Source organism: Sphingomonas sp. LY29 (assembly GCF_035593985.1).
In the GTDB taxonomy this organism is placed as follows: domain Bacteria; phylum Pseudomonadota; class Alphaproteobacteria; order Sphingomonadales; family Sphingomonadaceae; genus Sphingomicrobium.
The window spans coordinates 2,381,128-2,407,631 of record NZ_CP141587.1 but is presented as its reverse complement, the minus strand read 5'-3'; the positions used below and the strand labels follow the sequence as shown (position 1 = coordinate 2,407,631).

General features: G+C 63.7%; 29 protein-coding genes. 10 read left to right on the top strand and 19 right to left on the bottom strand.

The genetic code is table 11. The features are described from left to right. Nucleotides 1-10: 10 nt before the first annotated feature. Together ychF and SH584_RS12345 are read left to right on the top strand one after the other, a co-directional pair. Nucleotides 11-1,111: a redox-regulated ATPase YchF gene (ychF, locus tag SH584_RS12350; RefSeq protein ID WP_322840871.1), complete on the top strand. Its 1,101-nt coding sequence runs from the start codon at nt 11-13 to the stop codon at nt 1,109-1,111. 56 nt (nt 1,112-1,167) lie between these two features. Continuing rightward, entirely contained in the window at nt 1,168-1,638 is a 471-nt protein-coding gene (locus SH584_RS12345) for a MaoC family dehydratase (protein ID WP_324807471.1), read from the top strand. Nucleotides 1,639-1,641: 3 nt separating this feature from the next. Here the strand turns inward: SH584_RS12345 and SH584_RS12340 are convergent, their stop codons facing one another. The 4 genes from SH584_RS12340 to petA form a co-directional block, all read right to left on the bottom strand. Then, entirely contained in the window at nt 1,642-2,250 is a 609-nt protein-coding gene (locus SH584_RS12340; protein WP_324807469.1) for a hypothetical protein, read from the bottom strand. A gap of 176 nt (nt 2,251-2,426) precedes the next feature. Beyond that, on the bottom strand, nt 2,427-3,365 hold the full coding sequence (locus SH584_RS12335) for a cytochrome c1 (RefSeq protein ID WP_324807467.1): 939 nt from the start codon (nt 3,363-3,365) through the stop codon (nt 2,427-2,429). Between the two features lie 15 nt (nt 3,366-3,380). Then, complete coding sequence (locus SH584_RS12330) at nt 3,381-4,709, bottom strand: cytochrome b (protein ID WP_324807465.1); 1,329 nt, start codon at nt 4,707-4,709, stop codon at nt 3,381-3,383. A gap of 14 nt (nt 4,710-4,723) precedes the next feature. Further along, nucleotides 4,724-5,299: a ubiquinol-cytochrome c reductase iron-sulfur subunit gene (petA, locus tag SH584_RS12325; protein WP_322840876.1), complete on the bottom strand. Its 576-nt coding sequence runs from the start codon at nt 5,297-5,299 to the stop codon at nt 4,724-4,726. Nucleotides 5,300-5,471: 172 nt separating this feature from the next. On the opposite strand from petA, the gene SH584_RS12320 reads away from it, so the two are divergent. Both SH584_RS12320 and hemF read left to right on the top strand, forming a co-directional pair. Beyond that, nucleotides 5,472-5,921: a tRNA (cytidine(34)-2'-O)-methyltransferase gene (locus tag SH584_RS12320; protein ID WP_324807464.1), complete on the top strand. Its 450-nt coding sequence runs from the start codon at nt 5,472-5,474 to the stop codon at nt 5,919-5,921. Continuing rightward, nucleotides 5,918-6,760, top strand: a complete 843-nt coding sequence (hemF, locus tag SH584_RS12315) for an oxygen-dependent coproporphyrinogen oxidase (protein WP_322840878.1) — start codon at nt 5,918-5,920, stop codon at nt 6,758-6,760. The genes SH584_RS12320 and hemF overlap by 4 nt, the downstream gene beginning before the upstream one ends. A 4-nt stretch (nt 6,761-6,764) precedes the next feature. Here the strand turns inward: hemF and SH584_RS12310 are convergent, their stop codons facing one another. Beyond that, nucleotides 6,765-7,571: a DUF7847 domain-containing protein gene (locus tag SH584_RS12310; RefSeq protein WP_324807463.1), complete on the bottom strand. Its 807-nt coding sequence runs from the start codon at nt 7,569-7,571 to the stop codon at nt 6,765-6,767. A gap of 96 nt (nt 7,572-7,667) precedes the next feature. Here SH584_RS12310 and lipB point away from each other — a divergent pair, with 96 nt between their 5' ends. Together lipB and SH584_RS12300 are read left to right on the top strand one after the other, a co-directional pair. After that, nucleotides 7,668-8,330, top strand: coding sequence for a lipoyl(octanoyl) transferase LipB (gene lipB, locus SH584_RS12305; protein WP_324807461.1), 663 nt, complete (start codon nt 7,668-7,670; stop codon nt 8,328-8,330). Nucleotides 8,331-8,415: 85 nt separating this feature from the next. After that, the gene (locus SH584_RS12300) at nt 8,416-8,658 is read left to right on the top strand and encodes a hypothetical protein (protein WP_322840881.1); all 243 of its coding nucleotides are present in this window, start codon (nt 8,416-8,418) and stop codon (nt 8,656-8,658) included. Nucleotides 8,659-8,735: 77 nt separating this feature from the next. Here the strand turns inward: SH584_RS12300 and queE are convergent, their stop codons facing one another. The 9 genes from queE to SH584_RS12255 all read right to left on the bottom strand — a co-directional run bounded on the left by queE (nt 8,736) and on the right by SH584_RS12255 (nt 16,500). Beyond that, nucleotides 8,736-9,368, bottom strand: coding sequence for a 7-carboxy-7-deazaguanine synthase (gene queE / locus SH584_RS12295; RefSeq protein ID WP_324807459.1), 633 nt, complete (start codon nt 9,366-9,368; stop codon nt 8,736-8,738). Then, nucleotides 9,365-10,042 (bottom strand): 7-cyano-7-deazaguanine synthase QueC, encoded by a 678-nt coding sequence (gene queC, locus SH584_RS12290; protein ID WP_324807456.1) that lies wholly within the window; start codon nt 10,040-10,042, stop codon nt 9,365-9,367. Before queC ends, queE begins: the two co-directional genes overlap by 4 nt. Beyond that, nucleotides 10,039-10,389: a DUF3147 family protein gene (locus SH584_RS12285; RefSeq protein WP_324807455.1), complete on the bottom strand. Its 351-nt coding sequence runs from the start codon at nt 10,387-10,389 to the stop codon at nt 10,039-10,041. The genes queC and SH584_RS12285 overlap by 4 nt, the downstream gene beginning before the upstream one ends. Nucleotides 10,390-10,986: 597 nt before the next feature. Next, nucleotides 10,987-11,886 (bottom strand): Hsp33 family molecular chaperone HslO, encoded by a 900-nt coding sequence (hslO, locus tag SH584_RS12280; RefSeq protein WP_324807454.1) that lies wholly within the window; start codon nt 11,884-11,886, stop codon nt 10,987-10,989. A 45-nt stretch (nt 11,887-11,931) separates the two neighbouring features. Further along, nucleotides 11,932-12,729 (bottom strand): glucose 1-dehydrogenase, encoded by a 798-nt coding sequence (locus SH584_RS12275; RefSeq protein WP_324807452.1) that lies wholly within the window; start codon nt 12,727-12,729, stop codon nt 11,932-11,934. Between the two features lie 45 nt (nt 12,730-12,774). After that, nucleotides 12,775-13,695 (bottom strand): ornithine carbamoyltransferase, encoded by a 921-nt coding sequence (gene argF, locus SH584_RS12270; protein ID WP_324807450.1) that lies wholly within the window; start codon nt 13,693-13,695, stop codon nt 12,775-12,777. Next, nucleotides 13,692-14,879, bottom strand: a complete 1,188-nt coding sequence (locus tag SH584_RS12265; RefSeq protein WP_324807448.1) for an aspartate aminotransferase family protein — start codon at nt 14,877-14,879, stop codon at nt 13,692-13,694. Before SH584_RS12265 ends, argF begins: the two co-directional genes overlap by 4 nt. Nucleotides 14,880-15,051: 172 nt before the next feature. Continuing rightward, nucleotides 15,052-15,552, bottom strand: a complete 501-nt coding sequence (locus SH584_RS12260) for a hypothetical protein (protein WP_322840889.1) — start codon at nt 15,550-15,552, stop codon at nt 15,052-15,054. 120 nt (nt 15,553-15,672) lie between these two features. Next, the gene (locus SH584_RS12255; RefSeq protein WP_324807445.1) at nt 15,673-16,500 is read right to left on the bottom strand and encodes an ABC transporter permease; all 828 of its coding nucleotides are present in this window, start codon (nt 16,498-16,500) and stop codon (nt 15,673-15,675) included. Nucleotides 16,501-16,561: 61 nt separating this feature from the next. Here SH584_RS12255 and SH584_RS12250 point away from each other — a divergent pair, with 61 nt between their 5' ends. Continuing rightward, nucleotides 16,562-17,278 carry a GcrA family cell cycle regulator gene (locus SH584_RS12250; RefSeq protein ID WP_324807443.1) on the top strand — a complete coding sequence of 239 codons (717 nt, stop codon included), beginning with the start codon at nt 16,562-16,564 and terminating at the stop codon, nt 17,276-17,278. Between the two features lie 28 nt (nt 17,279-17,306). On the opposite strand, the gene SH584_RS12245 is transcribed toward SH584_RS12250, so the two are convergent. Together SH584_RS12245 and SH584_RS12240 are read right to left on the bottom strand one after the other, a co-directional pair. Continuing rightward, on the bottom strand, nt 17,307-17,891 hold the full coding sequence (locus SH584_RS12245) for a J domain-containing protein (RefSeq protein ID WP_324807441.1): 585 nt from the start codon (nt 17,889-17,891) through the stop codon (nt 17,307-17,309). Between the two features lie 163 nt (nt 17,892-18,054). Continuing rightward, complete coding sequence (locus SH584_RS12240) at nt 18,055-18,528, bottom strand: Hsp20 family protein (RefSeq protein WP_322840893.1); 474 nt, start codon at nt 18,526-18,528, stop codon at nt 18,055-18,057. A 222-nt stretch (nt 18,529-18,750) separates the two neighbouring features. Here SH584_RS12240 and parE point away from each other — a divergent pair, with 222 nt between their 5' ends. The 3 genes from parE to SH584_RS12225 are packed head-to-tail and all read left to right on the top strand — an operon-like array spanning nt 18,751 to nt 22,550. Beyond that, complete coding sequence (gene parE, locus SH584_RS12235; protein WP_324807439.1) at nt 18,751-20,733, top strand: DNA topoisomerase IV subunit B; 1,983 nt, start codon at nt 18,751-18,753, stop codon at nt 20,731-20,733. A 15-nt stretch (nt 20,734-20,748) separates the two neighbouring features. Next, on the top strand, nt 20,749-21,522 hold the full coding sequence (locus SH584_RS12230; protein WP_324807438.1) for an aldolase/citrate lyase family protein: 774 nt from the start codon (nt 20,749-20,751) through the stop codon (nt 21,520-21,522). Beyond that, nucleotides 21,519-22,550, top strand: coding sequence for a 3-dehydroquinate synthase (locus SH584_RS12225; protein ID WP_324807437.1), 1,032 nt, complete (start codon nt 21,519-21,521; stop codon nt 22,548-22,550). The genes SH584_RS12230 and SH584_RS12225 overlap by 4 nt, the downstream gene beginning before the upstream one ends. Here SH584_RS12225 and SH584_RS12220 read toward each other — a convergent pair. The 3 genes from SH584_RS12220 to SH584_RS12210 are packed head-to-tail and all read right to left on the bottom strand — an operon-like array spanning nt 22,547 to nt 26,502. After that, nucleotides 22,547-23,827, bottom strand: a complete 1,281-nt coding sequence (locus SH584_RS12220; protein ID WP_324807436.1) for a sugar transferase — start codon at nt 23,825-23,827, stop codon at nt 22,547-22,549. The genes SH584_RS12225 and SH584_RS12220 overlap by 4 nt on opposite strands. Before the next feature lie 24 nt (nt 23,828-23,851). Further along, nucleotides 23,852-25,171 carry a nucleotide sugar dehydrogenase gene (locus SH584_RS12215; protein ID WP_324807434.1) on the bottom strand — a complete coding sequence of 440 codons (1,320 nt, stop codon included), beginning with the start codon at nt 25,169-25,171 and terminating at the stop codon, nt 23,852-23,854. An 11-nt stretch (nt 25,172-25,182) separates the two neighbouring features. Then, entirely contained in the window at nt 25,183-26,502 is a 1,320-nt protein-coding gene (locus SH584_RS12210; protein WP_324807432.1) for a UDP-glucose dehydrogenase family protein, read from the bottom strand. Nucleotides 26,503-26,504: the final 2 nt, after the last annotated feature.

Below are 26,504 nucleotides of genomic sequence, written 5' to 3'. Positions count from 1 at the left end.
CATCCATTTCATGGGCTTTCAATGCGGCATCGTCGGCCTGCCCAACGTCGGCAAATCGACCCTATTCAACGCGCTGACCGAGACGCAGGCGGCGCAGGCCGCCAATTATCCATTCTGTACGATCGAGCCCAACGTCGGTCAGGTGTCGGTGCCCGACCCTCGCCTGGACAAGCTGGCCGCGATTGCCGGATCGGCGAAAATCATTCCGACCCAGCTTGCCTTCGTCGATATCGCCGGCCTGGTGAAGGGCGCGTCGAAGGGCGAGGGCCTTGGCAACCAGTTCCTTGGCAACATTCGCGAAGTCGATGCGATCGTGCACGTCCTGCGCTGCTTCGAAAATGACGACATCCAGCATGTCGACAATCACGTCGACCCTATCGCCGATGCCGAGGTGGTCGAGACCGAACTGCTGTTGTCCGACCTCGAAAGCCTCGAGAAGCGCGTGCCGAACCTCATCAAGCGCGGGCAACAGGGCGACAAGGAGTCGAAGGTCGCGGCCGCCGTCCTCGGTCAGGCGCTCGAGCTGCTCCGCGAAGGCAAGCCGGCCCGCCTGACGCAACCGCGCGACGAGGAAGAGGCTCGCCTCTTCTCGCAGGCGCAGCTGATCACTGCCAAGCCCGTGCTTTACGTGTGCAACGTCAATGAGGACGAAGCGGCGGCGGGCAATGCCTACTCCGCGCGCGTCTTCGAAAAGGCCAAAGCGGAGGGCGCGAATGCCGTCGTCGTGTCGGCCGCCATCGAGAGCGAGCTTGTCGGAATGGAGATGGAGGAGCGACTGATGTTCCTCGGCGAGATGGGCCTTGAGGAAACCGGCCTCGCCCGCGTCATTCGCGCCGGCTACGACCTGCTGCACCTCATCACCTTTTTCACTGTCGGCCCCAAGGAAGCGCGCGCGTGGACGGTCGAAGTCGGCTCAAAGGCTCCGCAGGCGGCGGGCGAGATTCACAGCGATTTTGAGCGCGGCTTCATCCGTGCCGAGACGATCGCCTATGACGATTATATCGCGCTGAATGGCGAATCTGGTGCGCGTGACGCAGGCAAACTGCGGCAGGAAGGCAAGGAATATGTCGTGAAAGACGGAGATGTCCTGCACTTCAAATTCAACGTCTGACGATCGGTAGCAAAATAAGACTTTTCATGGCCGGTCGCCGCTGCGATGATCGGCCCATGAAATATTTCGAAGACATGGTCGTCGGTAGCGAAGCCCTGTTCGGCCACTACGACGTCACTCGCGAAGAGGTGCTGGAGTTCGCCCGCGCCTACGACCCGCAGCCGTTCCACCTGAGCGACGAGGAAGCGGCCAAGACGCACTTCAAGAAGATCGCTGCGTCGGGTTGGCACACGGCCGCGATGACCATGCGAGTGATCGTCAATCACATCTCCGAGGATGAGCAGGCCGGTCTTGGCTCCCCCGGGGTCGATGAATTGCGCTGGCTGAAGCCGGTCTATCCCGGCGATCGCCTAACGGTGCATGGCAAGATCGTCGACAAGACGCCCTCGCGGTCGAAGCCGGAGATTGGCAGCGTTCGCACCGAAACGCGGGTCACCAACCAGGACGATGTCCCAGTGATGACCTACACATCAATCGTGCTGATGCGGCGGCGGCCGACAGACCCGAAGGCCACGCCGGCCGCCTGACGGTTAGTCGCGGCGGTCCTGACGGTTCTCGCGGCGAAGTTCGCGACGCTCCTGGCGCCGGGTCTGGTTCAGCTCACGGCGCTCGGTCTGGCGCTGCTGGCGGGCCGTCGACCGGTCGATCGTGCCGGCCTGGACCTGCTGACGGATCTGTTGCCGGTCCTGACGATATTCCTGGCGTGCAGCGCCGACGTCGCGGCGGTAATCCTGGCGATTGCCACGGACTTCGCGACGATCCTCGCGGCGCTCACGGATACGCTGCTCCCAATAACGCTGCTGGTCGCCGCTCCAGCGAGTACGCTGTCCGCTGCGATTGTAGACGTAGTAGCCGGTGCCCGGATAATAATAGTCGTTGTACCAGCCGCCTGACGGGTAGCCGTAGCCATAGCTGCCGTAGCCACCTTGCGGGTAACCGTAGCCGTAGCCGCCATAACCGCCGGCCGGATAACCGTAGCTGCCATAGCCGCCACCGTAGCCCGCGCCGTAATAGGGGTCGCCGTAGCCATAGCCAGTGCCGACACCCAGGCCGACGCCGCCATAGGGACCAACGCAGGCGCCTAGACCAAGCGCTGCGACGCCGACCAGCACGGCGTTACGAATTCGGAATGCAAACATCGCGACTCTCCGCAAAATATCTTGTTGTGACAAGGAGATGGGCGTCGGCAATTGAACGTCAAGTGAACCGCTGAGAGTGGAAGAGATCAGGCGGCGGCGCTCCCAGGTCTCAGGCCAAAAGAAAACGGCGCCGGACACAAGCCCGACGCCGCTCTCCTCAAAGGTGTTTGCTAGGGTCAGCCGGCGATCCCGGCCTCGTCCTTGGCATGCTCGCGATGCGCCATATGCTCGGGGTCCAACGGACCGACCGGCGCGACCTTGCGCTTCGCCTCCGCCCAGATGTTGCGGTAGCTGAAATAGCCAAGCACCGTAGCAACGATCAGGAAGATCAGGACGGCAAACCCGTAGCCGTGGCGACGAGCCAGGCTGGGCTCGGCCGTCCATACGAGGAATGCCGACACGTCCTTCGACATCTGGTCGACCGTGGGCTCCGGATTGCCGGGCGCGTAGGTCACCTGACCGTCGCTGGTGATCGGTGCAGGCATCGCCAGGTTCAGGTTGGCGAAATAGGGATTGAAGTGCAGGCCCTGGCCCGGACGGTTGGCAGCCGGAACCGCTTCGCCTTCCTTGTTGCGATACTTCGTCGCGTCGGCATAGCCGGTCAGCAACGAATAGACATAGGCAGCCCCGCCCTCACGCGCCTTGGCGATCAGCGAGAGATCGGGCGGAAGAGCATTGTTGTTCGCCGCACGAGCAGCGGTCTCGTTGGCATAAGGGCTCGGGAAACGGTCGGGCGGGGTCGCCTTGCGCGTCGCCGTCTCACCCGTCTCCGGATTGACCGTCGGAACTTCAGTCGGCCACTGCGCCGCGATCGCCTTCACCTCGGCTTCGGAATAGCCAAGCTGCGCAAGATCGCGGAACGACACGAGGCTCAGCCCGTGGCAGCCCGCACACACTTCCTTGTACACCTGGAAGCCGCGCTGCAGCTGCTGCTCGTCGAACTTGCCGAGCGGGCCGTTCGACGGAAGATCCAGGTCCTTGGCCGCCAGATGGAACTTGTGCTCCGCCGACTCCGCCGGCGGTTCCTGGAAATAGCCGACCGCGTTGACGACGAGGCTGAGCAGCAGGATGCCGACGAAGCCGAGCCCGACGATGAATGCAATGATGCGGACCATGGTCCCGATGTCCCCTTAATTCGCCGTCGCGGGCGCGGTCTTGTCGAGCCCGTAAGGTGCGCTTTCTTCCTGCTCGCCGTGCAACGCCGACGCCGTGATCGACGAAGGCAGTGGCAGCGGCCGCTCGAACTTCGAGATGAGCGGCAGGATGATCAGGAAGTGCGCGAAGTAATAGGCGGCCGCGATCTGGCTGATAGCGACGTACGGCTGCTCGGCCGGCATGACGCCGCAGAAACCGAGGATCAGCACGTCGGCGACTAGGATCCAGTAGAAGCGCTTGAACACCGGACGATAATGTCCCGACCGGACCGGGCTGCGATCGAGCCACGGCAGGAAGAAGAGGAGCAGGATCGACGCGAACATCGCCAGCACGCCCAGCAGCTTGGCCGGTGCGATCACGATGTCGGTGAACGGAATGCCCAGATCGACCGTGAAGGCGCGCAGGATCGCGTAGAACGGCCAGAAATACCATTCGGGGACGATATGCGCCGGGGTCGCGAGCGGATTGGCCGGAATGTAGTTGTCCGGGTGGCCGAGCGCGTTCGGAGCGAAGAACAGCACCGCGCAGTACAGCGTCAGGAAAGCACCCGCGAACCAACCGTCCTTCGCCGTGTAGAACGGGTGGAAGGGCAGCGTGTCCTTTTCGGTCTTTACGTCGACGCCGGTCGGGTTCGACGAACCCGGAATATGCAGCGACCAGATGTGAAGAATGACGACGCCGGCAATCACGAACGGCATCAGATAGTGGAGGGAGAAGAAGCGGGTCAGCGCAGCCTGATCCGGGGCGAAGCCGCCCAGCAGCCAGACACGCAGCGGCTCACCGACGACCGGGAAGGCCGAGAAGAAGCCGGTGATGACCTGCGCACCCCAATAGCTCATCTGCCCCCACGGCAGGACGTAGCCCATGAACGCTGTGGCCATCATCAACAGGTAGATGACAAGGCCGAGCATCCAGATCAGCTCGCGAGGCGCCTTGTACGACCCGTAGAAGAGGCCGCGGAAGATGTGGATGTAAACGACGATGAAGAAGAAGCTGGCGCCGTTGGCGTGCGCGTAGCGCAGCATCCAGCCCGCATTCACGTCGCGCATGATGTGCTCGACCGAATTGAACGCTCCGTCGACCGAGGCATAATAATGCATCGCCAGGATGATACCGGTGACGATCTGGATGGTCAGAAAGATGCCCGACAGGACGCCGAAATTCCACGCATAGTTCAGGTTGCGCGGAACGGGGTATCCGCCGCCGACCGCACCATAAACGAGCCGCGGGAGCGGAAGACGATCGTCGAACCAGCGTGCCAGATCGGACTTGGGTTCGTAGGGCTTGGCCCAGGAAAAGCTCATCGGTCCGTTTCCCCTTAGCCGATGGTCACGACGGTGTCGGACGAAAATTCATATTCGGGCACGACCAAGTTGGTCGGCGCCGGGCCTTTGCGGATGCGCGCGGCCGTATCGTAGTGCGACCCGTGGCACGGGCAGAAATAACCGCCATACTCACCGCGATTTTCGCCTTCGCCGACACCGAGCGGAACGCAGCCAAGGTGGGTGCAGACGCCCAGCGTGATCAGCCAGTTCGACTTGCCCGGCTTGGTCCGCTCGGCAAGGCTCTGCGGATCGCGAAGCTCGGCGGTCGAGACGGCGTTGGCCGCGGCAATTTCCTGCGGGGTGAGGTTGCGCACGAACACCGGCTGCTTGCGCCAGCTGGTCTTGATCGCCTGCCCCGGCGCGATCTTCGAAATGTCGACTTCGGTCGACGCGAGCGCGAGAACGTCGGCCGATGGGTTCATCTGACGAACCAGCGGAATGGCGACCGCGGCGGCCCCCACGCCAGCGAAGCTGACCGCTGCGATGTTGATGAAATCGCGGCGGCGAACGCCGTCGGGACCCTTGGCTTCCGTTTCGCCCACAGCGTTGGTTTGTTCCAGCGTGGCCATGCTCACCCTTAAGACGTAAAATTCGCGGCAGTGCCGTCAGGCACCGGATACGACATCGCACCCGACCGAAGCCGAGGCGATTGGCGGGCCTGATAGCGCCTCCCCCCGCCGATGCAAATGGTCAAATTGCCCGACTTGTGCGGCAGACCGTTTGGCGACTATCGCCCCGGCCATGCGGATCGCCCTCTATCGACCCGAAATCGCCGGCAATGTCGGCGCGGTCATGCGGCTTGGTGCGTGCATGGGCATCGGCGTCGACCTGATCGAACCGTTGGGATTCGCATGGGACGACAAGCGCGTCCGGCGCACGGCGATGGACTATATCGATCATGTCGAAGTCGTGCGGCATCCAGACTTCGAGACGTTCCGGGCAAGCCCGAAAGGACGCCTCATCCTGCTGACGACCAAAGCGTCGGAGTCGGTCTACGACTTCGGCTTTCGAGACGATGATGTGCTGCTCTTCGGTCAGGAAAGCGCAGGCGTCCCTTCTTCAGTGTCCGACATCTGCGATGGCCGCGTACGAATTCCGATCCGCGCCGAGGTTCGATCGCTCAACCTTGCCACGTCCGCGGCGCTCGCCTTGGGCGAGGCGCTTCGTCAGACCGGAGGACTGCCCCGATGAAACCGCTCGACAACCAGCAGCAGGAAGCGCGCGATTGGTTCGAGGCCCTTCGCACACGCATCTGCGACGCCTTCGAAGCCATCGAGCGTGAAGCCGGCAGCGACGCCTCGTTCCAATTCATTCCGTGGGATCGCCTGAACGACGACGGCTCGCCCGGCGGCGGCGGGGTTCGGGGCCAGATGACCGGCAAGGTGTTCGAAAAGGTCGGGGTCAACGTGTCGACCGTCGGCGGCGCATTCAGTCCGGAATTTGCTGCGTCGATACCCGGAACCGAAGACGACCCGAGCTTCTTCGCCACCGGGATCAGCCTGGTCGCGCACATGGCCAATCCCAACGTTCCCGCAGTCCACATGAACTGCCGCTTCCTGACGACGACGCGCCGCTGGTTCGGCGGGGGGGCCGACCTCAATCCTGCCATCCCCTACGCAGACGACACGGAAGCCTTCCACGCGCGCCTTCGCGCCGCCTGCGCCGCGCACGATCCGACCTTCTATCCGCGCTTCTCGAAGTGGGCGGAGGAATATTTCTGGTTGCCCCATCGGAAGGTCGCCCGCGGTGTCGGGGGAATTTTCTTCGACCGCCTCGAGGGCCATTTCGACGAGCATTTCGCCTTCACGCGTGATGTCGGCGAGGCATTCCTGGATATCTTCCCGGCGCTCGTCCGCAAGCGGATGAACATGCCCTACACCGACGCGGATATGGATCGTCTGCTCGAGTTTCGCGGGCGTTATGTCGAATTCAACCTGCTTTATGATCGCGGGACGTTGTTCGGCCTCAAAACGGGCGGCAACATCGACGCCATTCTGATGAGCCTGCCCCCGCTCGCCAAATGGTCCTGAGAAATCAGGCGGCGGGTCGATCCGCCAGTTGGACGTAGATCCGCCCCACCAGTGCGGCGGCGGTCGCGGTAACCGCAGCGCTGACCGCGCCGCTGGCAAGACCGAGCAACAATGCCGACAGGCTAAACGGCTCCGGCGCGCCGCTGACCAGCGTCAGGACCGATCCAATGACTGCTGTGGCGGCGAGACCGAGAACGAGCGCGGCAAGAAAGATCCCGACCACGACCCCGAGCAGGCGTAAGGAATTGCCCTTCGTGATCTGCCAGTTGCGGCGAATCAGCGTCATCGGCCGGGACGTCTCGTTGATGGCGATCGCTGCGCCCGGGAACATCCGAATGGCGATAACGACGAAGATCAGCAGGATCGCCAGCAGGATCGCGCCAACGGCAGGAATTTCGGCCAAGGCTTCGGGGGTCACCGAGGCCGGATCGGTCAGCCCTCTCGAGGAGAGCAGCGTTCCCAGGATCAGCATGGCCACCAGCACGATCGGCGCGAAGAGAATGAGGTAGGAAGCGAACAGGCCCCAAACCCGCCGGAAGCTCAGCCGCAGAATCTCGCCCACGCTCTCTCGCCGCCCCGAGGCCAGCCCGGCGATCGCCATCTGCCCGATCAGCGCCGCAACCAGCACCAAGAACGTCAGGACGGTTCCGATGCCGCTCTGGCTGGCACGCTCTCCGCCGGGATTGGCCCAGGTAGCCAGCGCCGAAGGAATCGCGAACGTCGCAAGCGCGATCGGCAGGACCAGCCGCGTTTCGTGCTTCAGGAACGACGCCGTTTCTTCCCACGCCCGCCCGATCGACAATTTGCTCACAATACCTCCCAAGATTTCACCGCATCTATGTGGGCCAAGGCCACGCAAGGCAATCGCTCTTGCCGGTCGGAATGCGGAGCGCCATGTCGTTCGTCGATGAGCGAGACCGAACACATCGAATGGCGCGTCAGCGAGGAATTGGTGCCTTACGAACAGGCGCTCGCCGAGATGGAGGCGCGCGCCGCCGCCGTTCGCAGCGGCGGAGCAAGCGAGCTCGTGTGGCTGCTGGAGCATCCCCCACTTTTCACCGCCGGCACCAGCGCCGATTCGGCCGAGTTGTTCAATCCTCGCGATTTTCCCGTGTTCGAGGCCGGGCGCGGTGGTCGCTATACCTATCACGGGCCAGGCCAGAGGGTGGGATACCTCGTCCTCGACCTCGACAAGCGTGGGCGTGACATCAGGCGATTCGTTCACGCGCTCGAAGGCTGGATGATCGCCTCACTATCCGATCTGGGCGTGACTGCGCGGCGTGAGCCGGGTCGCATCGGCATTTGGACGGGGAGCGGGCCGAACGAAGCGAAGATCGGCGCAATCGGAGTTCGCGTGAAGCGCTGGGTGACGATGCACGGCTTCTCGATCAACGTCAGTCCGGACCTTTCGCATTTCGGCGGAATCGTTCCGTGCGGAATTGCGGAATATGGTGTCACTAGCCTTCAGCACGTGGGCCTGGACGCGGACCTCGCATCGCTCGATACCGCGCTAAAGGCCCATTTTCCGCGCTTTCTCAATGATTTGGAGGGCTCGACGATAGTGGCTTGAGGCGCAAGGCCATGCCGACTATTGTGCGCTCGATTTGCGACGTGGGGAAACTCTACGGCAAGTCTCATAATCAAGGGAGTTTTGAATGCGTGCTCTTATCCTGGTCGCCGGTGCGGCCCTGGCGGTTTCTGCTTGCAGCAGCAACGAAGCAGCCGAAAATACCATGAACGTCGACGAGACGCTGACCACCGAGAACGTTGTTGCCAACGACACGATGGCGATCGACGCGACCAACGGCATGGACGCCAACATGTCGATGGACTCGAACATGTCGATGAACGACATGAACACGATGTCGAACGACACGATGACGAACAACGCTATGTAATTCCCTTCGGACCGCCACTGGCGGTCCGAATGGTTTTCGGGAAAGGGGCTGCCGGACATCCGGCGGCCCCTTTTCTTTTACGGAAGACCCAGCGCCTTGTGCGCCTGGAGCGAAAGTCGCCAGCGCGGGCGCTCCATGACGAGCGAAATCGCCGCGTCACGCGCCGCGTCAGCCTCGATGCAATCCATCGGCTGGATCAGGAAGTTCGCAAAGTCCCATTGCTCGAGACCGGCCGGATCGATCCCGTCCTGCGGCCACACCAGCTTCAACTCGTCGCCGGTCCGCTGCACGACATTGGTCCCCGCTTTGGGACTGATGCACAGCCAGTCCACGCCAGGGGTAGCGGGCAGCGTGCCGTTGCTTTCGACCGCGATCCGGAAATGGCGCGCATGCAGCGCGTCGATCAACGCGGAATCGAGTTGGAGCATCGGCTCACCGCCCGTGATGACGACCAGCCGCTGCTCCTCGCCCTCTCCCCAGCAGGCCGCGACAGCATCGGCGAGAACGTCGGCCCCGGTGAACTTGCCACCCCCCGGTCCGTCAATACCGACGAAATCGGTGTCGCAGAAGCGGCACTGCGCGGTCGCGCGATCCTGTTCACGTCCCGACCACAAATTGCATCCGGCAAAGCGCAGGAACACGGCACGGCTGCCGGTCTGTACCCCTTCCCCCTGGATCGTCAGGAAGATTTCCTTGACCGCGTAGCTCATGGCCTTGCGTAGCGGGTCGGGTCGGGCAGGCCCGCGTCCTCGAAGCCCTTGGCACGCAGGCGGCACGCGTCGCACTCGCCGCAAGCGCCTCCGTCGGCCGCCGGATCGTAGCAGCTGTGGCTCATCCCCGCGTCCAGCCCCAGACGGTCGGCCTCGCGCGCGATGTCGGCCTTGGTCATGTGCTGCAGCGGGGCATGGATGGTGAAGTCCCTGCCCTCGACCCCTGCCTTGGTCGCGGTGTTGGCAAGCGCTTCGAACGCGGCGATGAATTCCGGCCGGCAGTCGGGGTAGCCCGAATAGTCGAGCGCGTTCACGCCGACGAAGAGGTCGCGCGCGCCCGCTGCCTCGGCCCAAGCAAGCGCAAGGCTGAGGAATACGGTGTTGCGCGCCGGGACGTAGGTGACGGGTATGCCATCGCCGACCCCGTCCTTAGGAACGTCGATATCGTCGGTCAGCGCCGAGCCGCCGAACATCGACAAATCCATGGGCAAGACGATGTGCCGATCGGCCAACCTTTTCGCGATGGCGGTCGCCGCGTCGAGTTCGACGCGGTGCCGCTGATGATAGTCGACCGTCAGCGCAAGGACCGAATAGCCCTGCTCGCGCGCCAGCGCGGCGCACACCATCGAATCGAGTCCGCCGGACAAAAGCACGACGGCACGACGGCCGCTCATATCGACACCCCCAACCGCGGCGCGATCCAGGCGAAGCTCGCATAGAGCAGGACCGTGATGGCTGCGGCGACCAGCATCGTCAGGGTAAAACCGACACCGGCGCGGAGCATCAGCGGGATGATGATGAACATCGGCAGCGAAGGAAGGATGAACCAGAACGCGCCCATCGATAGAGCGGCGACCCGCTCGCTGTCCTTGGTTTCTCCATAAAGCCACAGCATCGACAGCACCGACACCATCGGCAGCGACGCTAGGAGGCCGCCCCACCCGGGATAACGGCGTGCGACCGTGGAAATGGCAGCGACCAAGATGCCGGACAGCACCGCCTTGATGATGAACAGGAACATGGCCGCCCTTTACTCGCGACAAAGGCGAAAAAGAAAGGCCGCCCGGTACGGGCGGCCTAGGTGCGGATCGTAAAATCCGACAGGGAGGAACGCGTGCCGTCGAAAGCACCACGTCCTTTTAGCTGGTCATGGTTAAAGCAGCCTTAACGGGGCCGACAATTTCCCAATCGGCGAGCGTGCAGCGGATAATGGTACGGCAAGCCTCCCGAGATCCCCTGCGTCTCGATTCGGAGGGTCCGCGGCGTGATGAGCGTGATGCGACTTTGGCCGAAATCCCCATTGACGCAGCGATAACCGATAAGGGCACGCCCACCTTCGGTGGTGATTGTCGTCCGCACGCACCGATTGCCGCGATGCTCCCACATTGCGAGGGTGCCCGAGTCGCGCAGGCAGATCCGCCGCGAATCGTGTCCGGTCGCGTCCCGGCTCACTTCCCACAGACCGCCGGGCGCCAGCGAAAGCGGCTGCGGTGGAGACGCGGCGCTCGTTCCCAGACTTGCCGCGGCAATGCCAAATACACCGGCTATTCTGGACCAATTCCTCACGTCGTCACCTTAGCAGCCACATCGAACCGTCGCCGCAATTATTCGACCAGCTTCACGCCGCATCGACCGAGATCGGAAAACTCGTCGCGCAAAAAGCGCAATCGACTCGGATCAGACCGTCCTCCCCCGCCATCTCCGCGCGTTCTTCCGCCGGGAAGCGGGAAATGACCGACGCGATATAGTCCGGACTGCAGCGGCATCCCTTCGACAAGGACACCGGATCGAGCGTCCGCACTTCAGATTCCTCGTGGAGCAAGCGCCAGATCAGGTCGTCGAGCGGTAGGGTCCGGTCGGTCAGTTCTTCGGGCTTGGCAGATCCGACCAGCGTCGCAACATGCGGCCATTCTGGATGATCGAGCCGCGTGTGCAGCCGCTCGCGGCCCTCTTCGCCCTCGGGCAAATGCTGGAACATCAGGCCGCCGGCGACCCATCCCTTCTCATCACGCTTAGCCTCAAGCCGGACGATCGACGGAATCTGTTCCGACTGCGCGAAATAGCTTTGCGCCGCCTGCGCGAGCCCCTCGCCTTCCAACGGGACGATGCCTTGGTACCGCTCATCGGTGGCGGGCTGATCGAAGGTAATCGCGAGATAGGCTTTGCCGAACAGGGCGAACAGCGACGGGCTCGGCCCTGCTTCCGCCAGCCGATCGGGATCATGGCGCACGTATCCGCGTAGTTCCCCGCCCTTATAGTCGCACACCAGCAAGTCGACGATGCCGTTCTCGGTCTGCGCCTGGATCGTAAGCTGCCCGCCCGGATCCTTGAGCAGCGCGCCGAGGAGCGCGGTCAGAACAAGCGCTTCGGCCAGCAGCGTTTCCAGCACCGGAGGATAGGCATGGTTGGCCAGGATGGAATCAAGCACGGGGCCAAGTCGGGCGGCGCGTCCGCGTGCATGGCGCGAAGGCACGGTGACGCCCAAGGCGACGTCTTCGAGTAGGGATTTGTCGGTCATGAGCGGGCCAGATGGGTGCGGCGACCCAAAAGCGCAACTATCGCCTCAGCCGGGTGAGGCCGCCGAACCGGCAAGAAGGCCGCCGTCGATGTCGAGTTCCGACCCGGTGATGTAGGGCGCTTCATCCGAGGCGAGGAACACGCACAGCGCTGCAACTTCCTCGACCGTGCCGAAGCGGCGCAACGGCGTATCCTTGACCAGCTTGGCCATCTTTTCCTCGCGATCGGGCCCGTCACCGACCATCGCTTCCCAGATCGGGGTCATGATCGCGGCCGGGTGGACCGAATTGCAGCGAATGTTGAGCCCCTGCTGCGCGCACCATAGCGCGACCGACTTGCTGTGATTGCGGATCGCTGCCTTGGAAGAGGCGTAGGCCGCGGCACCGGGAATCCCGACCAGCCCCGATCGCGACGACATGTTGATGATCGCGCCGCGCTTCGCCGGTCGCATCGCCCGGATGCCGTGCTTACAGCCAAGAAAGGTGCCATCGAGATTGACGCGGTGGACGCGGTGCCATTCGTCGAGGCTTGCATGCTCAGGATCGTGCGGACCCGTGCCCTCCTCAAACCCCGTGATCCCGGCATTGTTGACCAGGATGTCGAGCCGTCCTTCCGCCGCGACGACCTCGTCGATGACCGCAATCCACTGCGCTTCGTCACCAACGTCGAGCAACCCGGCCCGGTGCCGATCGCCGAGTTCAGCCGCGACGTCATGCGCCCCTGCCTCGTCAATGTCGGTCACCCACACCTTCGCCCCCTCGGCAGCAAAGGCGCGCGCAATCCCGGCGCCGATTCCGCGAGCGGCGCCGGTCACGAGAGCAACTTTGTCTTTGAGACGGTTCATGGGCCGAGCCTGACAGTCATCCGCAGGCGCGGCAACCCGACGGCCCTAAAGCTTGCCCATCGCCCACAGCAGCAGCGACTTTTGGGCGTGCAGTCGATTTTCCGCCGCATCCCACGCCGCCGATGCCGGACCATCAAGCACCGCGTCAGTCACTTCCTCGCCGCGATGCGCAGGAAGGCAATGCAAGAATGTTGCGCCGGGAGCCGCCGCCGCCATTCGCGCCTCGTCGACCTGGAACGGCGCCAACGACTCTTGGCGCTCTTCTTCGCCATCCTGTCCCATCGACGTCCAGGTGTCGGTAATAACGACCGTCGCGCCAGCAACCGCGTCGTCGGGATCACTGGTCACTCGAACACGCGACCCGGCTGCCTCGACGAAGGTCGCGTCGGGCTCGTAGCCGATCGGGCATGCAACCGTGAGGTCGAAGCCCGTCAGCCCGGCCGCCTCGATTAGCGAATTGCAGACGTTGTTGCCGTCACCGAGCCAAGCCCACTGCGTCCCAACCAGCGGCCCCTGCCGCTCGATTACCGTCTGCATGTCGGCGAGCAACTGGCACGGATGCGACAAGTCGGTCAGACCGTTGATGACCGGCACGTCGGCGAAGTCGGCAAGCTCTTCGCCCTTGTGATGATGATCGGTGCGGATCATGATCGCGTCGGCGTAGCGCGACAGGACGCGTGCGGTGTCGGCGATCGTCTCACCGCGTCCCAGCTGCGACGATCCGCTGTCGAGAATCAGCGACGAGCCACCGAGTTGCCGGATCGCCAGGTCGAAGCTGGCGCGGGTGCGGGTCGAATTCTTTTCGAAGATCATCGCCAGCACGGCGCCGTCGAGCGGGCGGTCCTGATCGATCCGCCCCTTCGGCCAGCCATTCCTCGCCGACTTTCGCGCGGCAGCGTCGGCCAGGATCGCCGCGATGCCTTCGCTTCCCGCATCGGCAAGGTTGAGGAAGCGCCGCGTCGTCATGCCGCCTCGGGCACGACATAATCGTTCGCCGCGGCCGAAAGGCCTTCGACGAATTCGGCGATATGCGCTTCTTCGATGTTGAGCGGCGGAAGAACACGAACGACGTTGTCGCCGGCCGCGACGGTTAGGATTCCGCGCGTGCGGAGGTAGCCGACAAAGGCGCGACTGTCGGTTTTCATCTTGATACCCAGCATCAGGCCAAGTCCGCGTACGCTGTCGAAGATGCCGTCATGGTTGGGGATCATCTGCTCCAGCGCGGCGCGAAGGCGCTCGCCGGTCGCGCGGACCTGCGCCAGGAACTCATCGTTCGCGACGACGTCAAATACCGCCTGCCCCGCCGCCATCGCGAACGGATTGCCGCCATAGGTCGATCCGTGCGTGCCGATCACCATGCCCGCCGCCGCGCGCTCGGTGGCGAGGCACGCTCCCATCGGGAAACCGCCGCCGATACCCTTCGCAGAGGCGAGGATGTCGGGCGTGACGCCGTAATGCTCGTGGGCGTAGAGTGCTCCGGTACGAGCCACACCGCACTGGACCTCGTCGAGCACCAGCATCAGATCGCGCTCGTCGCAGACCTTGCGAAGGCCGGTCATGAATTCCTGCGAAGCGGGACGGATGCCGCCTTCGCCCTGCACCGGCTCGAGCAAGAAACCGGCGGTGTTGTCGTCGATCGCGGCCAATGCGGCCTCCAGATTGTCGAACTCGACGACCTTGAAGCCGGGCAGAAGCGGCGCAAAGCCGTCGCGCAGCTTTTCCTGATCGGTCGCACTGATCGTCGCCATTGTCCGCCCGTGGAAAGCATTCGAAAACGTGATCAGGTCATGCTTGTGCGGATTGCCCGCGACGTGGTGGTAGCGGCGCGCGGTCTTGATCGCGCACTCGACCGCTTCGGCGCCCGAATTTGTAAAGAACACCGTATCGGCGAAGGTCAGGTCGACCAGCCGCTGCGCAAACTTTTCACCCTGCGGGCTGCCATACAGGTTCGACACGTGAATCAGCGTCGCGGCCTGCTCCTGGATCGCCTTGGTCAGATGCGGGTGGCCGTGACCGAGCAGATTGACCGCGATGCCGCTGGCAAAATCGAGATACTTCTCGCCGCCCTCGCCATACAGATAGGCTCCTTCCCCTCGCACCGGCCGCACTTCGGAGCGCGGATAAACGGGCATGAGGGGCGTGATGGCCATGGTGGGTCCTTCTAGTGCTGGAACGGCAAAGGGCGACCCTGCTGGACCGCCCGCCGCCGCCTATACCGCCGCGTGCGAAGGGAGGTCAAACACACTGGGCAACGAAAAGGGGCGACCCGTTGCCAGGCCGCCCCTTCATTACGCGGTACAGGAGCCCGAGGGCTCGGATCGGTTAGCCGGGGTAACGGCCGCGATCGTCTTCGTAGCGGTCGTCACGTCCGTCGCGATCGCGGTCAATGCGGCGATCGTAGCGGTCGTTCACGCCATCCCGATCGCGGTCGCGGCCATCGTTATAGCCGTTGCCAGGGTAGCGATTGCCGTCACGGGCATCGCGGAAGATGCGCTGCTCGAGGCGGTTGATCCGCATTTCAATGTCGTAACGTTCACGCTGGCTGAGACCGTTGTAACCCTGCTGGCGGACGCGGATCTGCAAATTCCGAGCTTCCGCATCGAGGCGACGGGCTTCGCGATTGCTCAGCACATTGCGGCGATCGAGCTGGCGGATCTGCTGGATAATGCGCTGCAGACGAACCTCAAGGCGGCGAACCTGGCCCTGGTTGTTATAGCCATAGGCATAGCCCTGCGGCGCGGGGGGAGCCCACTGCGCGGCCGCCGGGGCGGCAATGGCGACGGTCGAAGCCGCAAGCACGGCGGAAATGAAAAACTTACGCATGTTGCTCTCTCCTTTGAGAAGCGGTGATGCGCTCTTATCGCCGAGTCGGGTTGAGGGCAGGCTGAACGCGGCCGTTATCCGCCGTTCACCGACCTTAACCGTTTAATCCGTTGCCCAGGCTCAGTTCTTGATTTTCCAGCCGCTGCGAAGGACCAGATAGCAGGCGACGAACAGCAGCGCGTTCAGCACCAGCAGGCCCACCGCACCGATCCAAATCGGCGAGTCGGCCTCGCTCAGGAAGCCGTGACGGAAGCCGGAGATGACATAAAAGAACGGATTGAGGTGACTCACCGCACGGAAGGTTGGCGACAATTGCTCGACCGAGTAGAAGGTGCCCGACAGCAGCGACAGAGGGGTTACGACGAAGTTGGTGACGACCGCGGCATGGTCGAACTTGTCGGCCCACACCGACGTCAGCAGGCCGAGGAAGGCGAGCAGCAGCGCGCCCATCAGGCCGAACCAGATGATCGACAGAGGGTGGATCGGCGTCACGTGCACGCCCGGCCATAGCGCCATGATCAACCAGACCGCCCCGCCGACCAGCAGGGCGCGGGTCACCGCCGCGCCGACCAATGCCGCGATCAATTCGCCCACCGACAGCGGCGGCATCAGATAATCGACGATCGTCCCCTGCATCTTGCCGACCATCAGGCTGAAGCTGGCGTTGGCGAAGCTGTTCTGGAGCATCGCCATCATGATGAGGCCCGGCGCGATGAAATCGGCGAAGGGAACGCCGAGTACAGTCTTCCCCTCGCGGCCCAGTGCGACCGTGAAGATGACGAGATACAGCAGCGTGGTGATCGCCGGCGCCCAGACGGTTTGCATCTGGACCTTGAAGAACCGCCGCACCTCCTTGATATAGAGGGTCGAAAGGCCACCCCAATTGACGCCTTGAAGGGTCGGCTTGCCCGGTTCGCTATTGGCCCAAGGAGGAGTCTGGTTTGTCACCGGATAGTCGCCTATCGGCAGGTGAGCCTGCGCGCAACACGAATGGAGCATCGACAAGATTATGAGCTGGACCGACGAGCGCATCGAGCGCCTCAAGAAGATGTGGACCGAAGGCTCCACCGCCAGCCAGATCGCCGACGACCTAGGCGGCGTCAGCCGTAACGCGGTCATCGGCAAGGCGCATCGCCTTGGCCTTGAGTCGCGCCCGTCGCCGGTGAAAGCGGGTGAGGAGAAAGAAAAGAAGGCCGCCGCCAAGGCTGCTCCGGCAGCGCCGAAGCCCGCTTCGCCGAAGCCAGCCCCCGCGCCCAAGGCAGCGCCCGTCGCCGCCGAGACGGTCGCTCCTGCACCGGCGCCGAAGCCCGAGCGGTCGAGCCCTCAGTTGGTTGCCGGCACGTCGCAGGCCGTCCTGACGCCTGCGTCCAAGAATGCGGATCCTGCGTCGATCCAGTATCGGTCGGTCGGCCCGGGCGGCTTCATCCGCCAGGGTCCCGGCGACACGCAGATGCCGATCCCGCCGGCCCCGCCTCGCCGGCTCGTCCCCGCCAAGCCGTCGTCGGAGGTGTCGGACAAGACCTCGCTGCTCGATCTCAATGATCGTGTCTGCCGTTGGCCGATGGGCCATCCGGGCGAACCGGACTTCCACTTCTGCGGCAACGACGCCAATCCGGGTTACCCTTATTGCGTCGATCACTGCGGGGTCGCCTATCAGGCGCAGTTGCCCCGCCGCGACCGCCGCCCGCCCCCGCCGCTACCGTTCGGCGGCCCGCGCGTCCGATAACAAAAGCCCGGCCAAGCGCCGGGCTTTTTTATGGCCCCTCGCCTGTATCTGCCGTTCTTGCGGTCAGCAGCCGCTGCTCTTCCGCAGTGCGAGACATCGAAATGACGTGGTCGACACCCTGGATCGTGATGGCGATCGTCCCCTGCTCGGTGGTGACGATGAAGCCCTTTTCCTTCAGATACCATTTGTGAAATTCGAAATGCTCGTCCGAGCATTGAAGGATCTGTTGAATGTAGAAGGGCACCACGCCGGCATTGTTCGGATCCGCGCGGCGCTTGCGATAGAGATAGACAAGGATGCGGCTATGATCGTCCGCATCGTTCAGCGCGCCCTTCTCCTCGATATTCAGATCGTCGTTCGACGTGTGCCGATAATTGCTTCGGCGCCCGAACTTCACATGAAGCCGGTCGTACTCGGCGCGCTTTTCAGGCGACCGCAGCGCTCGATAGGCCTGCGTCACCTCGTTGAACCTGGTCGTGTCCTCGGCCCCTGAATGATCGGGGTGATGCAGCTTGGCCAAGTCATGATACGCCGCTTCCAGCGCCTTATCATCGCAGCCCGGATCGACCTGCAGCACGTCGTAATAATCGACGAATGGTTGCTCGCCCGTCATCCGACAATCGCCCCATCTCAGCGGTGACCAAACTCGGCGCGGGTAGTAAACGCAGCCCCAACGACGATGCCATCGTCCCACGATCGTCTTTGCTTCGCAATGGGGGCGAGGCGGTCACGGCAAAGCGCCCCGGCGCCGATCGCGCCGGGGCGTGGGTTGAGGATTAGGAATCGACCTTGTCGATGGCCTTGGCATCGATCGGGTCGTGAGACGGACCGGTTCCGCCGATCTCGATCCGGCGCGGCTTCATCGCCTCCGGAATCTCACGCACCAAGTCGATCGCCAGCATCCCGTCCTTCAGGTCGGCGCCGCGCACTTGGATATGGTCGGCTAGCGCGAAGCGACGTTCGAACGACCGATTGGCAATCCCGCGATGGACGTAGTCGGCGCCCTTGTCGTCGGGTCGTTCGCCGCGAATGATCAGCACGTTCTGCTGCGCGGTGATGTCGATGTTGTCCCGGGCGAAGCCGGCGACGGCCAATTCGATGCGATAGCTGTTGTCGTCGATGCGGATCAGGTCGAACGGCGGGTAATTCTCGCCGCTCTGCCCGACCGCACTGTTTTCCAGCATGTCGAACAATCGGTCGAACCCGACGCTCGATCGACGATAGGGTGAGAAGTCAAAAGCACTGCGCATTTCAATGTCCTCCGTTGAGCAACATGGTCGACGGGAGGAGGCCCTAGGCGGGCCCAGACCCGTCACCGGGCCCAAGCGGCGCCCGGCGGAAAAAATCTGGTTTTGGGCTTCCCGTTTTCAAGACCTTTCGCGCGAAAATGTCGCAGGCGGAGTGAAAGCGTCCTGCCCAGTCCGCAAACGCGTTGCATCGGCAATTCGCCAGCCCCTATAGCTGTTCGCCTAATGTCCGACCTGTTCCAGACCAGCAGCGCCCCGCCGCCCTCCGACTATGACGCCTCCGCGATCGAGGTGTTGGAAGGCCTTGAGCCCGTACGGCGCCGGCCCGGCATGTACATCGGCGGGACCGATGCGCGCGCGCTCCATCATCTGGCGGCTGAGGTCATCGACAATTCGATGGACGAGGCGGTCGCCGGCCATGCGAGCCGGATCGAAGTCACGCTGGAAACCGGCAATCGTCTGACCGTCAGCGACAACGGCCGCGGCATCCCGGTCGACCCTCACCCCAAATACCCGGGACAGTCGGCGCTCGAGGTCATTCTCACCACGCTCCACTCGGGCGGCAAGTTCGAAGGCAAGGCCTATTCGACCTCAGGCGGCCTGCACGGCGTCGGCATCAGCGTCGTCAATGCGCTGTCCACTGAAACGGTGGTCGAAGTGGCGCGCGAGAAGAAGCTGTTCCGCCAACTCTTCGCCAAGGGCATCGCCGTATCGAAGCTCGAAGAAGTCGGCGCCGCGCCGAACCGCCGCGGGACGACCGTTTCCTTCACTCCCGATCCCGAAATCTTTGGTGCCGACGCGACCTTCGTGCCCGAGCGCCTGTACAAGCTGGCGCGGTCGAAGGCCTATCTGTTCGCCGGCGTCGAAATACGCTGGCGCTGCGATCCCTATCTGGCCAGCGCCGACGTGCCCGGGCAGGCGGTGTTCACCTTTCCTGGCGGACTTGCCGACCATCTCCGCGAGCAGTTGGGGACGCGGGAGTGCGTCACCTCCCCCGCCTTCGCCGGGCGGCAGGAATTTCCCGACGGGCAAGGGTCGGCCGAATGGGCGGTCGCCTGGCCGCTGTGGAGCGAGGGTTCCAACGAAAGCTATTATTGCAACACCATCCCCACCCCGGATGGCGGAACGCATGAGGCGGGCCTTCGCGCCGCGCTGACAAAGGGCGTTCGCGCCTTTGGCGATCTGGTCGGCAACAAGCGCGCGAAGGACATCACGGCCGACGACGTGATGAACGGCGTCGAGCTGATGCTGAGCGTCTTCATCCGCAACCCGCATTTTCAGAGCCAGACGAAGGACCGACTGACCAGCCTGGAGGCCGCGCGCTTCGTCGAGGCGGCAGTTCGCGATCATTTCGACCACTATCTGGCTGACAATATGGACCGCGGACGTGCCCTGCTGGGCGCGATCCTAGAGCGGATGGACGAGCGGCTGAAGCGCCGCGCCGAGCGCGAGGTCAAGCGCAAGACTGCCACCAGCGCGCGCAAGCTCCGCCTGCCCGGCAAGCTGACCGATTGCGCAAACGACGCGCCCGAAGGCACCGAATTGTTCATCGTCGAAGGCGACAGCGCCGGCGGTAGCGCCAAACAGGCGCGCAACCGCAAGACGCAGGCAATCCTTCCCATCCGCGGCAAGATTTTGAATGTCGCCAGTGCCACCGCCGACAAGATCCGCGGCAACCAGGAAATTGCCGACCTTCAGCAGGCGCTGGGCTGCGGCATCCGCGACAAGTGGCAGGAAGACGCGCTTCGGTACGAGCGGATCATCATCATGACCGACGCCGACGTAGACGGCGCGCATATCGCGACCCTGCTGATGACCTTTTTCTTTCAGGAAATGCCTGAGTTGGTGCGTCGCGGGCACCTGTTCCTGGCACAACCGCCCCTCTATCGACTGACCGCCGGAGCGAAATCGGCTTACGCCCGTGACGACGCGCATCGCGCCGAGATCGAGCGGACCGAGTTCAAGAACAAGAAGGTCGAAGTCGCGCGGTTCAAGGGCCTGGGCGAAATGAACCCCGACCAGTTGAAGGAAACGACGATGGATCCGGCGAGCCGATCGCTGATCCGGATCACGCTGCCGACGGAATATCAGGACCGCCAACCGGTCAAGGATCTGGTCGAGCGTCTGATGGGGAAGAACCCCGAGCATCGCTTCAACTTCATTCAAGCCAATGCCGCGGGAGTGGACGAGGATGTCATCGACGCCTGACCAGGGACGACGAGGATGAACCGCCGCGACCGGACAATGCTCGACCTGCTGCAGCGCGGGCGCGACGAATTTGGTTTCCTTGCGGTCAAGGCCGAGTTCGAGGCCGAGGGCACGCGGCGGCACGAACTGCTCCGCCTGTCGGACCTTGCCCGCCGCGCAGGCCTCGACGTCGCGCTCAAGATCGGCGGGTGCGAAGCACTGTCGGACCTCCAGGATGCGCGCGACCTTAACGTCGATCTGCTGGTCGCGCCGATGGTCGAGACGCCCTTTGCGCTGTCCAAATATATTGCCGCGAAGGACCGCACGCATGGGGACGACGACTGTCGCTTCCTATTCATTGTCGAGACGGCGACCGCGCTTTCCAACATCGATGCACTGATCGACGTGGCGGCGGGTCGCGTCGACGGGATCGTATTCGGGCGGATCGACTTCAGCCTGTCTTGCGGCCTGACCCGCGACGACGCCGACGGCGAGGCAGTAACGGAGGCGGCCGTTTGCATCGCCCGTAGCTGCGCCGAGCGCGACCTGGAGTTCATCGTCGGCGGTGGCCTGTCTGAACGATCGCTACCACTGCTTGAGGCTGCACGGCGGATCCGACTCGACCGATTTGAGTCGAGGAAGGTCGTTTTTGATGCCTCGGTCCTGGAGAGCGGGTTGGCGACCGCAGCGATCGACGCCGGCGCAGCATTCGAGCGGGAATGGCTGCTGGCGAAGCGCGAGCGCTACCTCGAATGGGCCGACGAAGACCGTACCCGCCTCGCGCTGCTCGACTCGCGCGTAGAGCGGTGAGGATCCGCTCTTCGCTCGGCGATTATCGGGTCTGCTTCGTCCCGAACGCACTTGCCGACCTGTCGAACGACCCCGGCGACATCGTCTTTCTGACCGACGAGCGTTTCGCGGCGATGCTTCCGGTCGACCGCACGGTGAGCATGCCCGCTACCGAAGAACGCAAGTCGCTGGGAGAGGTCGAACGGATCAGTGCCGCAATGCGCGCCATGGGCGCCAACCGCGGGACAACCCTCGTCGGGGTCGGCGGCGGTATCGTGCAGGACGTAGGCTCGTTCGTCGCATCAATCTACATGCGGGGGATCGCATGGCGCTTCGTGCCGACCACCCTCCTCGCCATGGTGGACAGCTGCATCGGCGGAAAATCGGCCGTGAACGTCGGCGGCCTCAAGAATCTGCTTGGAACGGTCCATCCGCCGCGCGACGTGCTGATCGACCCCGCCTTCTGCAAAACGCTTGAGGCCGAACAGATCGGCGGCGGGCTGTGCGAAGCAGCCAAGGTGTGTTTCGCGATGAGCCCGCGGCGCTTCGACCGTTACCTCGCCCTTCGGCCCGACGAGCCGCTCGACGAGAACCGACTGGCCGCGATCATCGGCCTGTCGCTCGTATCGAAGAAGTGGTTCGTCGAGCATGACGAGTTCGATCGCGGCGAGCGGTTGAAGCTCAACTTTGGTCATACCTTCGCGCATGCGATCGAGGACGCAAGCGACTTCGCCGTGCCTCACGGCGTGGCGGTTGGCATGGGCATGCGGGTCGCGATCGAAACGGCGCGGCGATTAGGCACCGCGACAGGGACGCGAACGCACCTGCTTGGCACCCACATCGCGAAGATGCTCGGCGGCCTCCCCAGTCCAGCGGCCATCGACGTCGACCGGATGATGGAGTCGTTCGTCAGCGACAAGAAACACTCGCGGGACAGTCTGACGCTGATTCTGCCCGATCAGGACGACCGTCTGGCGATCAGAAGATTGCCGCGTGACGTGGAGACGGCGGCCCTAATCCGTGCGTGCGTCGAACGCGTCCTCGCCTAGCGAGCGCCGAAACCGCTCAGCATCGTACGGATGGTCCTGAAGGTGATCAGGATGTCGAGCCACGCCGAGAAGTATTTAATGTAGTAGAAGTCGTACTGAAGCTTGGCGTGGACCTCGTCGACCGACGCGACGTGTCCCTGGTTGACCTGCGCCCACCCGCTGATCCCCGGGCGAACGACGTGGCGATACCGATAGAAGGGAATTTCCCCGGTATACCATGACGACAGGACCTCGGCCTCCGGACGGGGACCGATCCAGCTCATCTGCCCCGCAAGAATGTTAAAGATCTGCGGAAGTTCGTCGATTCGCGATTTGCGCAAGAACCCGCCCAGCTTTGTGACGCGAAGATCGCCCGCGTCCGTGATCGCCGCCTCGCGATCGCCGATGCCGACGTCATGCGTCATTGTCCGGAACTTAATGACCTGGAACGGAACGCCCCCACGGCCCACCCGGCGCTGCCGGAACAAGGCGGGACCCTTGCTGTCCAGCCGGACGGCGATGCCGACCAGAAGGAGAAACGGCATCAACGGCACGACGAGCAGCAGCGCGAAGATGAAGTCGACGACCGACTTGAGATAGACATAGCCGCGGGTCGGGACGAGGCTTCCGAAGCTGTTTTCCGACAGATGGTCGACCGCAACCCGGCCCGTCAGCGACTCGTCGAGTTGCTTGACCTGGTAGACCATGCGGCCCTCGATCGCGGCATCGGCCAGGAATGCCTGCCACTCGTCGGGGATGTCGGCGGTGAAGTCGGCCACCAAAGCATCGCATCCCGCGACCCGCTCTAGATCCGGCCCGTCAATCCGATGCCAATCGACGCCTTCGATCGCGAACAGCCGCTCGACATCGCCGAACGGGACGACAGCGATACGGTGACGAATGCGCCGCTGGACGGCGATGTAGAGCACGAAGCCCCAAACGATGTGCAGGATCAATCCGGCGAGCAGCGCCAATCGATCGTATGGCAACCGCGCCATCAATAGCACCGCAATAACGACGCCATGCGCCAGGATCGCGGACGGCAGGATGGTATGAGCCGACCGGTTGCCCGGATAGGTTTCGATCGACAGCCGCGTCCAGAAGGCGATGATCACCGCGGCGACGTTGAAAATGAACGCGTTGATGGAACTTGCAAAGAAGGTCGCGTCGGTGGTCAGGAAGGCGCGACCGACGAACGGGATCACCGCCGCTGCGACCAAGGCGCCGAGCAAGTTGAAGCGCTGCCGCGCAAAAAAGCTGCGGCGAGTCTTCAGCATTGTTGGCGACATGTGCAGCATGGCTTTAACGCGCCTCGACCGGCATCACAGCGACCATCGACCCAAGCCGGGCGGCAGGTCAATCCCGCGCCAGATTCCCTTCAGGTCCGCGACAAGCCCGTCATCTGTCGTCAGTGCCGCGATGCCGTCGGCGTCGAGCGCGCGATAGTCGGCATGACTGACGGCCGCGACCAAGCAATCATATGGAGCGGCGTTCGCCGGATCGACGAGCGCCAAACCATATTCATGCTCGACCTCTGCCCGGTCTGCCAGCGGATCGGCCACGCTGACGTCATGGCCGTGGTGCTTCAGCCGGTCGATGACGTCGATCGACCGACTGTTGCGCACGTCGGGCACGTCTTCCTTGAAGGTGATGCCCAGCAGGAGGACTCGCTTTGGATCGGGACCGATGCGCGAATGAAGTTCGTCGGCAATCCAAGCGCCCATTGCGTCGTTGGTCCCACGTCCCGACAGGATCACGCGCGGGTCGTGGCCCATCCGCTGTGCGTGGTGACTGAGATAATAGGGGTCGACGCCGATGCAGTGGCCTCCAACCAAGCCCGGCTCGAACGGAAGGAAATTCCACTTCGTCCTGGCGGCATCGAGCACATCCCAGACGGAGACGCCCGTCTTCGACAGGATCTGCGCAATCTCGTTCATGAAGGCGATGTTGATGTCGCGCTGCGCATTCTCGATCGCCTTGGCGGCCTCGGCGGCACGGATCGACGCGGCTCGGAAGACGCCCGCTTCGGTCATCGCGCCATAGAGATGCGCGAGTTCCTCGGTCACCTCGGCATCTTCGCCCGCGATGACCTTTACGATCTTGTCGACGCGGTGGACCTTGTCACCCGGATTGATCCGCTCGGGGCTGTAGCCAAGCCGGAAATCGCGTCCGCGCGTCAGGCCCGACACCTGCTCGATCACCGGTGCGCATTCCTCATCGGTGGCACCCGGGTAGACCGTGCTTTCATAGACAATTGTGGGCCGCTTTGCGGCGTCGATCCAGCCGGCCAGCCGCTTGGATGCCGACAGCAACGGGCCGAAGTCAGGTCGATGCTGATCGTCCACCGGAGTCGGCACGGTGACGATGATGATGTCGGCACCGCGGCACGCCTCGTCGTCGGTGACGAACTGCATCCGTGCCGCCGCGAGCGCGTCGGGCTCGACCTCGCCGGTGCGGTCGTGACCCGCGGTCAGTTCGTCGACCCGCGACTGCGAAACATCAAAGCCGACCAGCTCGATATCGTCATGCGTGCGCGCCAGCGCGACGGCCAGCGGCAGCCCGACGTAGCCAAGCCCGACGACGACGACCTTGCGATGCGCCTTGTTGGTCCATTCCGGAGGTTTCCGGTCGATCGATTGCACGATGCTGTTCCTTAGGACTTGGCGGACATGCCGCGGCCGATGCCGCGATAGTCGAGACCGGCCTTCTCGGCGTCTGCCCGATCGAAGATATTGCGAAGATCGACGAGGACGCGTCCGCGCATCGTCGACGCCAGGCTGCGAAGGTCGAGCCCACGAAATTCGTCCCACTCCGTCACGACCACAAGCGCATCCGCGCCTTCCGCGACATCCTCGGCGCGGTTCGCGAAGCTGATCCCGCTGATCACCTGCTCGGCCTGCTCACGACCCACGGGATCGAAGGCGACCACGTCGGCGCCGCCTTCGACGAGCCCAGCCGCAAGCGGGATCGACGGGGCGTCGCGCATGTCATCGGTGTTTGGTTTGAACGTCAGGCCCAGCAAGCCGATGCGCTTGCCGCGGAGGTCGCCGCCGAGTGCATCGCGGACCCGCCCTGCCATGGCCGACTTGCGATCGTCGTTGACCGACACGACCGTTGAGACGATCCGCTGCGTGACGCCCGCCTCCTCGGCGGTGCGCAGAAGGGCAAGCGTGTCCTTGGGGAAGCAGCTTCCGCCATACCCCGGTCCGGCGTGCAGGAATTTCGGACCGATGCGATTGTCGAGCCCGATCCCGCGAGCCAGATCCTGCACGTCCGCGCCAACGGCTTCGCACAGGTCCGCCATCTCGTTGATGAAGCTGATCTTCATCGCCAGGAAGGCGTTGGCGGCATATTTGGTGAGTTCGGCGGTGCGGCGACTGGTGAACAGCAGCGGCGCCTTGTTCAGGAACAGCGGGCGATAGATTTCGGCGAGAACCGCGCGGGCGCGTTCGTCCTCGGCGCCCACGAGGATCCGGTCGGGATGCTTGAAGTCGGCGATCGCAGCACCTTCGCGCAGGAATTCCGGATTGGACGCGACCGAACAGCCATCAGGCGCCCCATGTTCTGCGAGCAGCGCCGCGATGCGGTCACCCGTGCCCACGGGAACAGTCGACTTGGTAACCACAACCACCGGCCGGTCGAGCGTCTTCGCCAGTTCCTCGACTGCGGCAAAGACGAAGCTGAGGTCGGCGTGTCCATCGCCACGGCGGGACGGCGTGCCCACCGCGATGAACACCGCGTCCGCATCCTTAACCGCTTCGGCAAGGTCACCCGTGAACGACAGGCGGCCACGCGCAGTATTGGCCTTCACCAGGCCTTCGAGGCCGGGTTCCCAGATCGGCATCTGGCCGCGGTTAAGGGCCTCGATCTTGGCGGGATCCTTGTCCACGCAGATGACGTGGTGCCCGAAATCGGCAAGGCAGGTCCCCGACACCAGGCCCACATATCCTGTGCCGATCATCGCAATACGCATCG